This window comes from Clostridium sp. CF012, assembly GCF_018861755.1.
Classification (GTDB): domain Bacteria; phylum Bacillota; class Clostridia; order Clostridiales; family Clostridiaceae; genus Clostridium_AD.
In genome coordinates, this window is sequence record NZ_JAHLEF010000002.1 from 83044 (window position 1) to 96767 (window position 13724).

10 protein-coding genes are annotated in these 13724 nt (G+C 33.7%); all 10 read right to left on the reverse strand.

All coding sequences use genetic code 11. From position 1 onward, the window contains the following. Positions 1-89 precede the first annotated feature (89 nt). Entirely contained in the window at positions 90-1478 is a 1389-nt protein-coding gene (locus tag KPL50_RS03030) for a sodium:alanine symporter family protein (RefSeq protein ID WP_216296969.1), read from the reverse strand. Between the two features lie 363 nt (positions 1479-1841). Then, positions 1842-2003 (reverse strand): hypothetical protein, encoded by a 162-nt coding sequence (locus tag KPL50_RS03035; protein ID WP_216296970.1) that lies wholly within the window; start codon positions 2001-2003, stop codon positions 1842-1844. Between the two features lie 11 nt (positions 2004-2014). Beyond that, complete coding sequence (gene rlmD / locus KPL50_RS03040) at positions 2015-3406, reverse strand: 23S rRNA (uracil(1939)-C(5))-methyltransferase RlmD (protein ID WP_216296971.1); 1392 nt, start codon at positions 3404-3406, stop codon at positions 2015-2017. Between the two features lie 141 nt (positions 3407-3547). Continuing rightward, a complete protein-coding gene (locus KPL50_RS03045; RefSeq protein ID WP_216296972.1) occupies positions 3548-3907 on the reverse strand; it encodes a DUF1540 domain-containing protein in 360 nt (119 codons plus the stop codon). A gap of 368 nt (positions 3908-4275) precedes the next feature. Next, positions 4276-6036, reverse strand: a complete 1761-nt coding sequence (gene pyk, locus KPL50_RS03050) for a pyruvate kinase (protein WP_216296973.1) — start codon at positions 6034-6036, stop codon at positions 4276-4278. Between the two features lie 112 nt (positions 6037-6148). Next, a complete protein-coding gene (gene pfkA, locus KPL50_RS03055; RefSeq protein ID WP_216296974.1) occupies positions 6149-7108 on the reverse strand; it encodes a 6-phosphofructokinase in 960 nt (319 codons plus the stop codon). 312 nt (positions 7109-7420) lie between these two features. Further along, on the reverse strand, positions 7421-11002 hold the full coding sequence (locus KPL50_RS03060; RefSeq protein ID WP_216296975.1) for a DNA polymerase III subunit alpha: 3582 nt from the start codon (positions 11000-11002) through the stop codon (positions 7421-7423). Between the two features lie 81 nt (positions 11003-11083). Then, complete coding sequence (locus KPL50_RS03065; RefSeq protein ID WP_216296976.1) at positions 11084-11389, reverse strand: Dabb family protein; 306 nt, start codon at positions 11387-11389, stop codon at positions 11084-11086. Between the two features lie 48 nt (positions 11390-11437). After that, positions 11438-12742, reverse strand: coding sequence for a DRTGG domain-containing protein (locus tag KPL50_RS03070; protein ID WP_216296977.1), 1305 nt, complete (start codon positions 12740-12742; stop codon positions 11438-11440). Positions 12743-12750: 8 nt separating this feature from the next. Continuing rightward, positions 12751-13701 (reverse strand): DNA-binding protein WhiA, encoded by a 951-nt coding sequence (gene whiA, locus KPL50_RS03075; RefSeq protein WP_216296978.1) that lies wholly within the window; start codon positions 13699-13701, stop codon positions 12751-12753. Between the last annotated feature and the right edge of the window lie 23 nt (positions 13702-13724).

A 13724-nucleotide genomic window follows, 5' to 3' on the forward strand; every position in this document is an offset into this window, starting at 1 on the left:
AATTTTCAGTATTTTAAACCTATAAAACCATTAAAACTCCTGGCATTTTAACATGTCAGGAGTTTTAGAGATATAATTATAAAATTCTATTACATTGGTAAAGAGTTTCCTTTTTCATCAACCACCCTAATTGGATCAGTATCTATTGCTTCAAGGTTATCATCCCATAAATATTTCTTAGTTTCACTAACAATTACAGGGCTGAGTAAGATTAGTGCAATTAGATTTGGAAGTGCCATTAATGCATTAAATAAATCTGCTAAATTCCAAACTAGAGAAAGTGAGAATACTGAGCCAATGAAAACAAATAGAACCCAAAGTATTCTATATGGCATAATAGCTTTTTTACCAAGTAAGTATTCGATTGCCTTTTCTCCGTAGTATGACCAACCAAGTATGGTTGAAAATACAAATGTAATAAGTCCTACTGTTAAAATTATAGGTCCTATAACTGGAATTGCTGCGAATGCTCCTTTAGTAAGTGCAGCACCTTGCAACCCCTCCTGCCATAAACCTGAATTTACAATAACGAGTCCAGTCATTGCACATACAACAACTGTATCCCAGAAAGTTCCTGTCGCAGATACTAGCGCTTGCTTTACAGGATTTCTTGTTTGTGCTGCAGCTGCAACTATTGGTGCACTACCAAGACCTGATTCATTTGAGAAAAGCCCTCTTGAAATACCATATCTCATTGCCATCATAACTCCTGCACCGGCAAATCCGCCAGCTGCTGCCTGAGGTGAGAAAGCATCTCTAAATATTAATACTATTGTACTTCCAAGGGTTTTGTAACCGATTACAAGAAGTATAATACATCCAAGCACATAGAATATAGCCATGAATGGAACTAGAATATCACAAACCTTAGCTATTTTCTTTATTCCGCCCAATATAACAATTGCTACTAATATAGCCATTACAATTCCCGTAACCCAAGTTGGAAGTTTAAAAGTTTCATATACCATAGCTGCTACTGAGTTAGCTTGTACCATGCATCCAATACCAAAAGCTGCAATGCTCGTAAATAGCGCGAATAATACTCCAGCCCATTTTGCATGAAGCGCATGTTCTAGAACATACATAGGTCCACCTGCCATTGTACCATCTTTAGTTTTAACACGATACTTAACAGACAGTAAAGCCTCGGAATACTTTGTAGCTATTCCAAAAACACCTGTTAACCAGCACCAAAGAACTGCACCTGGTCCACCAAGACCAATTGCTGTTGCAACACCAACTATGTTTCCAGTTCCTATAGTGGCTGCAAGTGCCGTTGTTAAAGCACTAAATTGACTTACATCTCCCACACCAAAATCATCTTTAGTTACAGAAAGTTTTATAGCTTTAAAAATATAGCGTTGAATAAATCTAAGCCTAAAAGTTAAAAATAAATGAGTACCGAATAAAATAACAATAAGTGGTGGGCCCCATATCCATGTATTTATTTGGGCAATTAGTTGACCGAATGATTCCATAAAAAATCCCCCTTTTATAGTTTTATCACTTCTATTGTATACTATTTAGAATATTATATAAATCAGAATTTTCCGACAAATTCTTTTATAAAAATCCCCAAAAAATTCAATTTTTATAAATAATAATTGAATTTTTTCATAAATCCTTAGTCAATTAAACCTTTAAATTACCCCCTCAAATGCCCTATTATAGCCATTACCCTCTACTGTAAAGCTTCTTTTTTATATCCTAGAGAGATAATCGCCAAATAGTTTTTTGAGGCTTATACTCCAGCAATCTTTCATTTCTTATAAATCATAAACTATTTTTTTCAAGGTGAGGAGGTATTTTAGACTTACATGCCTCTTATCCCATTTAATAATTTATTTACTTTCTACTAGGTTTACAGAGATTGTATAACGGCGGGCAGCAGATCCAATTAAAATTAATAAAGGTGGCTCACAAAAAAAGAAATCCCCCAAACTTTCGTCTGAGGGAAGATAAACCAAACTTATACTTATAATTTCCAACATGCCACTTGCCACGTGGATGGCTCCTATTTTCTCTGTATTAATGCAACACACTCCACATGAGCCGTCTGAGGAAACATGTCCACAGGTTGAATCTCTAAAGTCTTATATCCAAGTTCATCTAAAATCCCTAAGTCGCGGGCTAACGTACCTGGATCACAAGAAACATAAACTATAGTAATAGGTCCCATACTACTTATTGCTTCTAAAAGGGTTTTATCGCAACCTTTTCTCGGAGGATCAACTACCACTATATCGGCCTGTACTCCAAGGCTAATAAGTTTTGGAATAACTTTTTCTGCCTCTCCTACAATAAATTCTGTATTATTTACTTTGTTTTCTTGTGCATTTATTTTAGCATTTTCAATAGCTTCTGGTACTATCTCTACACCGTATACCTTTTTTGCCTTCTGAGATAGAAATAAGGATATAGTTCCCGTACCACAATAAGCATCCAGCACCACTTCTCCGCCGCTTAAATTTGCATATTCTAGTGCCTTACTGTACAAAATTTCTGTTTGAATTGAATTAACTTGAAAAAATGATAGTGGAGAAACTTCAAATTTAAATTCTCCTATGTAATCAGTTATAGTATCTTTTCCCCATAGTGTTACGCATTTCGCTCCGAGTATTACATTTGTTTTTTCACTATTAATGTTTTGTATTATACTTACAATTCCTTGGATTTTTTTAGTGATTAATGCTATAAACTCTTCTTTATGTGGAAGGCTTTTACCATTAGTAACTAGCACCACCATTACTTCTCCTGTTTTAAACCCTTTTCTAATCATAATATGACGAAGAGATCCCATATGGTTTTCCTCATTATAACTTTGGATATTATGCTCTTTCATCCATTGTCTTGTAAGTTTCACAACTATATCTGCCACCTTATCTTGAATATGGCAGGTTTCCATGTTTATTATGTCATGGCTTCTTGCTGCATAAAATCCAATGTTTACTGCTCCATTTTTATTTGACACAGGTAATTGAACCTTATTTCTATAATTATAAGGACTAGCCATTCCTATTGTAGGATGTATTATCACATCTTCTAGCTTTCCTATCCTACTTATAACTTGTATTACTCTATTAGTTTTAAAATCTAATTGCCCTTTGTAATCTATATGTTGTAGATTACAACCTCCACAATTTTTATATATACTGCAAACCGGCTCTATCCTACTACTTGATGATTCTATTACCTCTAATAATTTACCAAAAGCAAAATTTTTAGAAATCTTAACAATTTTTATTTTCACCTTTTCCCCTATAATTGCACCAGCTACAAAAACCGTAAAGTTGTCAATCTTACCTACTCCTTCACCCTCGTATCCCATGTTATCTATAGTCATTATATAGTCCACGTTTTTTTCAACTGGCACAATATAATTTTCAAATTTTTTCTTATTATTCATTATCTTTCCTCCTACTTCTACCTTTACCTATATTTATAACTATTTGCCCATAATAAAGGCATCTTGAAAAAATAATTTCTTTCAAGATGCCTTTTAACCTAATCTAATAAAAATGGCACACTCCAGAGTTAAAAAATGACCTTATTCTTCGAAGGTCTCACATTCTGTTTTTTCAAGACTTAATGCATCTTTCCCGTATATTACAATATTATCTGCTAAACATAATTTTTTTTCATTATGTTTACAATTTTCAGCCTCACATCTTATCTTTGGACTCATCTCTATAGTTTCACTGTTAAATGTTTGTTTAAATTCACCCACCACATTCATATTGAGCACATTCAATAATGAATTCTTTAATCCCTTTTCAGCAAAATTCTCACACTGTGTTTCCTTACTACTATGGGCGCTTGAACCCGAAACATGGATAGTCCTAGCTGAGCATATTGCTGATATATTATTAACACAATTCGTTGCAGTGCAACTTAAAGCTCCGTTCATGTTTATCCCTCCCAGTATTAAATTTTAATTTTAATTTTAATTATAGTTTGTATCTTTTACTTTTATTATACTATAGATAAGAAAGATAAAGATAATTAAAATATAATTTTTATATTTTTTTCAAAGAGAAATAAAAAAAAGCACCATATAGATGCTCAAATAGAAATCAGTTGCCTAGTATTGTTTATAATTATAACCATATTTGTTTTAATTATACATAATTTAATTCAATTTGTAAAGTATTTTTCAAATTCAAGGAAAGACTGCCAGATGTCTGGCAATCACACTAACAACATTGTTAATTTTCCAGCTTATTAGTAAACTACCTTAATAATAAGTTGCTCATAATCTAAACTTCTAGCAACCCTTTAGTATTTTATATTAGCTCTACCGCTATAAACAATACCTCTAGCTGCATCCATTGTTATGAATGAACCGGTTTTAATAATATCTGCGGCTCCTGTTGCATTATATATTATTGGAATTCCTCTTGATGTACATTCAATAACAACACTTGAACTTAATTCATCTTCTTCTACTATGATTCCAGAAACTCTATCTAATATATCTATATATTCTCTACTTAATTTTCTCACTACTAAAATATCTCCATCTTGCATATGGTCATTGGCTTGTTTTACACTTTTCACACAATGAGCTGTACCACAAGCTGATGCACTTATGTTGCCCTTACCTTGAAGTAATATATCTCCAACAATATGAACCTTCATCATATTTGTGCTACCTACAAAATTGGCTGGAATTCCAGCAGCAATAACTACTAAATCTCCCTTTTCTACATAGCCTGCTTCTAGTGCAATATTTACAGATTTATCTATAAGTTCATCTGTAGACTCTACCTTTTCTGAACATATTGCGTATACACCCCAGTTTAATGCAAGGCTTCTAGCTACCTTTTCATAAGGAGTTACAGCTATAACAGGGCATTCTGGTCTATAAGCTGAAACTTTTCTAGCTGTATGACCACTTTGAGTTGCAGTAATAATAGCTGAAGCATTAAGTTCCATAGCTGTGTTGCAAGTTGCTAAACTGATAGCATTTGGCACATTAGGAATATGAGATTTTCTCTTCTTCTTTAAATTCTCTTCGTAATTAAGTGCATTTTCAGCAGCTATCGCTATTTTAGACATTATAAGTACTGCCTCTATAGGATATTTTCCATTAGCAGTTTCACCGCTAAGCATTATAGCATCTGTACCATCAAATATTGCATTTGCAACGTCTGAGGACTCTGCTCTAGTTGGTCTTGGATTTCTCATCATAGAATCTAACATTTGAGTAGCTGTTATTACCGCCTTTCCAGCAGCATTACATTTCTCAATAATCATTTTCTGAACTATTGGAACTTCTTCAGTAGGAATCTCAACTCCTAGATCTCCTCTAGCAACCATAATACCATCAGAGAACTTAATTATATCATCGATATTATTAACCCCTTCTCTATTTTCAATCTTAGAGAATATTTGTATTTCTGCTCCACCATTTTCATTAAGCACACGTCTTATATCAAGTACATCGGAAGCTTTTCTTATAAATGATGCTGCAACGATATCAACTTCTTGTTCCACTCCAAATTTTAAATCTTCTATATCTCTTTCTGTAAGTGAAGGCAGGTTTATTGCAACTCCTGGCACATTAACTCCTTTATGATTACCTATCATTCCAGTATTAGCAACCTTGCATTGGATTTTTTTACCTTTAACTTCCTCCACTACAAGTCCTACTAAGCCATCATCTATTAATATAATATCATTTGGTTTAACATCCTCATATAAATTATCATAAGTTACTGAGCAAACAGTCGCATCTCCAACAACTTCCTCACCACAAACAACAGTAAATTTTGAACCTTCCTGTAATTCAACTTTACCAGCTGCAAAATTCCCTGTTCTAATTTCTGGGCCTTTAGTATCTAGTATTATTGCAATATGTTTATTAAGTTCTATTCTAAGATCCTTTACTAAATCCATTCTTATCTTATGTTCTTCGTGATCTCCGTGAGAAAAATTGTGTCTTGAAGCATCCATTCCCGCATTGATTAAGTTTTTTATAGTTTCACTATTGTCACTAGCTGGTCCTACTGTACATATAATTTTAGTTTTTTTCATAAATTACTCCCCTTATTGAATATTATTTTTGAATTTAATATGTAATTTTTCTTTTCTTTAGTAAGTGATGGTTATAGCTCCGAAGGAGATAATAACAGGACGTAGGTGATAATTAGTAGGAAAGAATTTTTGAAATCTCATATAGTTCTTCGTCTAATTTTCTTGGCATTGCAAGCGCAGTATTGATATCTTCATCAATTATTTTGCCGTTTCTCATACCAATCACTCTTCCTGATTTACCTTCCATAAGAACTTCTACTGCTGCTACTCCCATTCTCGAAGCTAACATTCTATCAAAGCCACTAGGACTTCCACCTCTTTGAATATGTCCGAGTATGGTAGCTCTGGATTCTATACCTGTTATTTCTTCAATTTCCTTAGCAAGCTCATTCGCTCCGCCTACACCTTCAGCCAGTATTATTAGATTGTGCATTTTGCCTCTTAACTTGCCTTCAAATATAGTTTTGCATAAATCATCTATTTCATACCCTTTTTCAGGAATAATTACTTTTTCAGCTCCTCCACCGATTCCAGCATATAAGGCTATATCTCCACAATTTCTTCCCATTACCTCAACTACACTAATTCTTTCATGGGAACTTGAAGTATCTCTTATCTTGTTTATAGCATCAAGTACTGTATTTAATGCTGTATCAAAGCCTATAGCATATTCAGTATAAGGCAAATCATTATCTATAGTTCCAGGAATACCAACAGTTGCAACACCCATTTCTGATAAATATTGTGCTCCTGTGAAAGAACCATCGCCTCCAATTACCACCAACCCATCAATGCCAAATACCCTTAGTACATTAGCTGCTTTTTCTCTTCCTTCTAGAGTTTTAAATTCTTCACAACGGGCAGTTCTAAGAATAGTCCCACCTTTATGAATTATATCAGAAACAGAACGTCTATCCATTTCAAAAAGCTCACCGTTTATAAGCCCAGCATATCCCCTTTGTACACCCATAACTCTTATGCCTTTATAGATAGACATTCTAACTACCGCTCTAAGGGCTGCATTCATTCCAGGTGCGTCTCCTCCACTTGTTAATACCGCAATTGTTTTCATAAACATTCCTCCTTTAGCTTTCTTCCATACACTATTGGGACAATCCCTGTACCGATGGGTCAAACCCAGTCCCACTTTGGTTATAATATATCCATATTCATTGACAGTAATATTAATACTGATTATTTTTTTCTTATACTCTAATTTTATACAAAATTCGCGAAATATTCAACGTTTTATATTGATAAAAATAAAATTTTTATCAATCAGCATACTATGGTGCCATTGTAAACCTTTCAATGAACAAAAACGGGAGAAAAATATTTCCCCCACTATTGTTACCATAGGTTACACTTATAAAAACTGAATATTTTATTGTATTTTTACGTTACTTTCACCAAATATGCTTCTTAGGACCTCCATGGTATCAGTTTCCTCATTGAGCCACAATGCTTTATCCACAGCATACATTTTTCTTGGCTGTTTTGTACAAAGAAACACCGGAGTATATCCTCTATATATGGACAAGTTTTGCTTTAATTTTTTTAGTGTATCCTTCATCATAGTCTCATTTTCTATTAAAATATAAATTTTTTCACTATTAATCTTTAATAGTGGCTTAATATCTTCACATAATATCTTGGGTTGTTCCTCTTCCCTAATGCTTACTCTTCCTTTTATTATTACTATTTCATCCTCTTCTATTAAGGATTTATATTTTTCAAATGTCTTAGGGAAAACTATTACTTCTACACTTGCATATAAGTCCTCTAAATTAATAAAAGCCATCATTGCATTATTCTTTGTAACTTTTCTTGAAACAGTTGATATTATGCCTCCGATAATAACTTTATCACCATCTTGAAGTTTAAAGCTTTCATTCAATATTTCATTGCCTTCTTCAAGGCTTTCATCTACCACAATATCCGATATTCTTGTATCCGTTTGTATTTTGAGAGTCTCTTCATATTCATCTAGTGGATGACCAGATAAATATATTCCTGTCATTTCTTTTTCCATAGCTAAAAGATGTTTCTTTTTAAATTCTTTAATATTAGGATACTCTATTTCGAAATTATTATAATCATTTTCAAAATCTAAAAACAAATTTATTTGTCCTGAGATATTTCTCTTTCTATCATTATTCACTCCATCTAATACTTTTTCATAGATTGCTAGTAGCTGAGACCTATGAATTTTAAAATCATCAAAGGCTCCTGCTTTAATAAGGCTTTCTACTGCTCTTTTACTTACACAGGAAGTATCTATTTTATTGCAAAAATCCATGAAGCCGGTGAAATCACCTTTCTCTTCTCGATTTTTCACAATACTATCTATTACATTTACTCCTACATTTTTTAGTGCTGTAAGACCAAATCTTATAGTATCTCCTTTTACAGTAAAACCAGCAAAACTTTCATTTATACTAGGAGGCAGCACTCCAATTCCAATTTGCACTGCATATCTGGTATAAAAGGCTATTTTCTCACTAGCGCCCTTTACACTGTTTAGCATAGAAGCTATAAATTCTGTAGGATAATAACACATTAAATATGCTGTTTGGTAACCTACCACTGCATAGGCTGCGGCATGGGATTTGTTAAAGGCATACGAGGCGAAATCCATCATTTGATCAAAGATGCGATTTGCCGCCTTTTCTGTAATCCCATTTCTTAAACAACCCTCTACTTCTATAGTTTCATCCTCTCGTACTATTCCATGGATAAAGTTATATCGTTCCTCTTCCATAACCTTGTGCTTCTTTTTAGACATAGCACGCCGTACAAGATCTGATCTTCCCATGGAATACCCAGCAAGTTTTCTAACAATCTCCATTACTTGTTCTTGATATACCATTACGCCATAGGTAACACCAAGAATTTCTTCTAATTGCGGTGTTTCATATTCTACCTTATCCATACTATTTTTATTTTTTATATAGCGTGGAATTTCCGCCATAGGGCCTGGTCTATATAAACTTATACCGGCGATAATATCTTCTAAATTGTCTGGCTTAAGTTCCTTCATAAAGCTGGTCATTCCTGCAGATTCTAATTGGAATATCCCTACAGTTTTCCCTTCTCCAATCATCTTATAGACCTTGTGATCTTCAATGTCTAAATCATCTATATCTATAGTTACATTTCTATTTTGTTTTATGAAGTCCACACAATCCCTCATAACTGTAAGTGTTCGAAGCCCTAAAAAATCCATTTTTAAAAGACCAAGTTCCTCTAAGGTTCCCATAGGGAATTGTGTTACTATCATTTCCTCATTTTTCTGAAGAGGAACATAATTTACTAGTGGCTGAGATGCAATAACTACTCCTGCTGCATGAGTAGAACTGTGCCTTGGAAGTCCCTCTAGTGCTTTTGCAATGTCTATAAGTGCTTCCACCCGTATATCATCTTCATATAATTCATTGAGTTCTGCATTCATCTCAAGAGCCTTATTTATAGTTATACCAATTACAGTTGGAATCATCTTAGCAATTCTATCTACCTCTGCATAAGAATAGTTCATAGCCCTTCCTACATCCCTTATACAAGCTCTTGGAGCCATAGTTCCAAAGGTTATAATTTGCGACACATTGTCCGAGCCATATTTCTCAACTACATAATCAATTACAGCTTGACGTCCTTCATAGCAAAAATCCGAATCTATATCTGGCATTGAAACTCTTTCTGGATTTAGAAACCTTTCAAAAATCAAACTATATTTTATAGGGTCTATCTTAGTTATCCCTAAGGCATAAGCCACTATAGAACCTGCCGCAGAGCCACGACCAGGACCTGTTGGAATATCATGTTCTACTGCAAACTTTATAAAATCCCATACTATAAGAAAATAATCTATATAACCCATTTGCTTTATTATATTAAGTTCATATTCCAGTCTGACTACATACTCCTTAGCCTGGTCATTCCCCTCAGCTATCTCATTTATATATTCTATAGAAAAACCCTTTTCCTCCACCTCACTAAATACTTTATACAGTGACGCCATGCCCTTGTAGCAATATTCTCTTAGAAATTCATAAGGATCTACCGCGTCTGGCAATGGAAACTTAGGTAATTTAGATACATGAAATTCATAGTCAAAATCACACTGCTCTGCAATTTTCACTGTGTTACTTAAAGCCTCTGGAACATAGGAAAAAGTCTTTTCCATTTCTCCTGGAGATTTTAAATAAAATTCATCTGATGGGTATCTCATTCTATTTTCATCATCTACAGTTTTCGCTGTTTGGATACATAAGAGCACATCATGAGCCTTAGCATCTTCTTTATTAATATAATGAGTATCATTGCTACAAATTAAAGGGATTCCTGTATCCTTTGAAAGTTTAATTAAAAGTTCATTGACCTTAAGTTGGTCCTGCATACCATGATATTGTAATTCTAAATAGAAACCATCTTTGAATATTCCTCTATATTTTAAAGCTATTTCCTTAGCTTTTTCATAATTATCCCTTAGAAGATTTCTTTGAATTTCACCACCAAGACAAGCGCTACTAGCAATTATTCCCTCACTATGCTTTGATAAAAATTCAAAATCAACCCTTGGTTTATAATAAAAACCCTTAATGGAAGCTGCAGATACAATCTGCATCAGATTTTCATAACCCAGTGTATTCTTAACTAAAAGCACTAAATGATGAGTATCATTCTCCCTATCCGCTTCTTTTATATTCATAGATTTAGCTGCTACATATATTTCACAACCAATAATAGGTTTAATTCCCTGCTCTTTTGCTTGCTTATAAAATTCAACACAGCCATACATTGCTCCATGGTCAGTTATAGCAAGACTCTTCATCCCCAGTTCCTTGGTTTTAGAAATAAGCTCTTTAATCTTCCCTGAACCATCTAGCAAACTATACTCTGTATGCACATGAAGATGCACAAAACTTCCGAGGTTTTCTCTCTCCTTTATCTCTAGTTCGACCTCCATATTTTTTCACTTCCCCTCAAACTCTATAATTAGGAATATAAAAATATTTTTTATCCACAGACGCCTTACTTAGTCCACAAATTAAACCTCATAATCCACATTTAAAATCTCGTAATCCACAACTTTGGACGATTCCAGCATTGGTTTTAAATATTTAAGCACCTCATTTACATGATACTCATGCACTGCATATGCATTCATATCCTCTAGGCAGTCAAACCTAGTAACCAAAGCTAAATCAAAAGACCGCTCAGTATGTAGAACATCCACTCCCACTTCTAGCCCCTTAAGTTGAGGTATCTTTCCCGCCATGCTAAGTAATATATTTCTAGCCTCCATCACTTGTTCACTATTTTTAAACTTGAAAAATACTATGTGTGTAAACATTAAAATACCTCCTATATTAGAAAATTATATTAATATTAAAAATACATATTATTTGTTAAATATTTTTGCGGAAATCATTGCCTTTGCCACAGGCTCCTTAAATCTATTGTACATACTGATTTCTACCTTAGAAAAATTTCTACCCTTATCCAGAATTTCTGTATATATATCAATATCACTACCCATTTGTACTGGTTTCATAAAATAAGACATAATACTATCTACTGAAATATTAATATTGTTATTTTTTCTGAGTGCCATTATTCCCATAGTTGATAAAAGCATATTCAGCGAACTCCAAGAAGCAGTCCCAACCGGGTCTAACATTTGTGGAATAATCTGACCATTAAAGTGAAGTCTTTCCCCCTCAATTTCACATATAAAATTCTTTAAAATAAGATCATCTATAGTTTCCGATACTTGAGGCTGCCTTAGCGAAAACTCCATGGCCTTTATAACATGCTCTATTGTTAAAACTCCTACTAACTTCTTCTTATCAATCACAGGGCAAAGCTTTATACCATCCCATCCCATAATATGGGCTGCATAAGCTACAGTTGTTTTAGGTGTTACACATATAGGATTCTTATTCATAATTCTATTAATTAGTTCATTATCGTCATCATGTCCTTGTAGATCTCTTAAAGTAGCTATGCCAATAATCTTCATATTCTCGTCTAGCACCGGATATCTTTCATGATTAGTTTCTATCATTAGTTTTCTCCAGGTAGCAACAGTGTCGGTGCCCATAAGACAAGTAGTATTAACATCCATCACATCTTCAACTAAAATAATATCTTTTTTAACCATGCTTTCATAAATAGCTTTATTTATCATGCTTGCTACTGTGAAGGTATCATAAGATGAAGACAATACAGGAATACCCTTTTCATTTGCCAAGGCCTTTATTTTTTCACTGCAATCAAAGCCTCCAGTAATTAATACCGCTGCTTCATTTTCAAGAGCAAGTTCTTGTGCTTCTTCCCTATTTCCAACGATAAGTAGGTAACCCGGACTTATATATTTACTAATTGTTCCGACGTCCATAGCTCCTATTATGAATTTATTTAAACTTCTGTTTATGCCTTCTTTTCCACCTAAAATCGTTGCATCAAGGATGTTTATAACTTCAGCATAAGTCAAGGTTTCAATGTTTTTTTTATCTACCTTGTCTACTCTTATGGTTCCAACCCTAGGTACAGTCTTAACAATTCCCATATTTTCAGCTTCTTTTATAGCTCTATAAGCTGTACCATCGCTAAGCCCAAGTTCGCTGCTTACACCTCTTACTGAGATTTTAGTTCCAATCTCTAGAGAGTGAATATAATTAATAATCTCTTCATGCTTTGACATTAGACGTATTACCTTCCTTCTTTCCTTAATTCTTCTGCAATCTTTTCTATTCTTCTTAACCTATGATTAATCCCAGATTTGCCCACTGGTGGCTCAAGTATTGCACCAAGTTCTTTTAGAGATTCATCCGGATAATCAAGTCTTAGCTCCGCAATCTCCCTTAAATTCTTAGGAAGCCTTTGGAACCCTAATTCCCTTTGTATTAATTTAATGCTTTCTACTTGCCTTACAGATGCATTTACGGTTTTACTAAGATTTGCTGTTTCGCAATTAACAAGCCTATTTACATTGTTTCTCATTTCCTTCATTATTCTTACATTCTCCAGGAATAACAAGGAGTTATGGGCACCAATTATGTTAAGTAGGTCAACAATCTGCTCACCCTCTTTAATATAAATTACAAAACTACTTTTTCGTTGTATTATCTTTGATAATAGTCCATAACTATTAATAAGAGCGCAAAGCTCCTCTGCATAATCGCTATCATGTGTAACAAATTCTACATGGTAGTTTTTCTCTGGATTACTAATACTTCCGCCACCTAAAAAGGCACCTCTTATATATTTACGTTTGCACTCTTCAGCATCAATTAATCTTTCTGGTATAGTATAATCTATGGAAAAAAAATTCTCGTCTTCTAGTACTGCCACTTGCTTCAATAGGTCTTTAACACCCATTTCTTCTGTAATTATAACCACATAAACATTCTTTTTCTTAAGTGAATTACTTCTCTTAACTAGTAATCTAGCATGAATTAAAAAATGCTCCTTTAATAATTTAAATATAAGTCTTGCTATTGCAGGATTTTCAGTGGTTATTTGAAAATTTATTTGCTTATTTGATCCAAGTCCAATAGTTCCGCTAACCTTCATTATAGCCGCCAGTTCTGCAATGGCTTCTTTCTTACTCATTTCTGTAAATCTACAAATTTCATTTTTAACCTTAGACGAAAATGACATTATATTACTCCTTATTGCGTTTA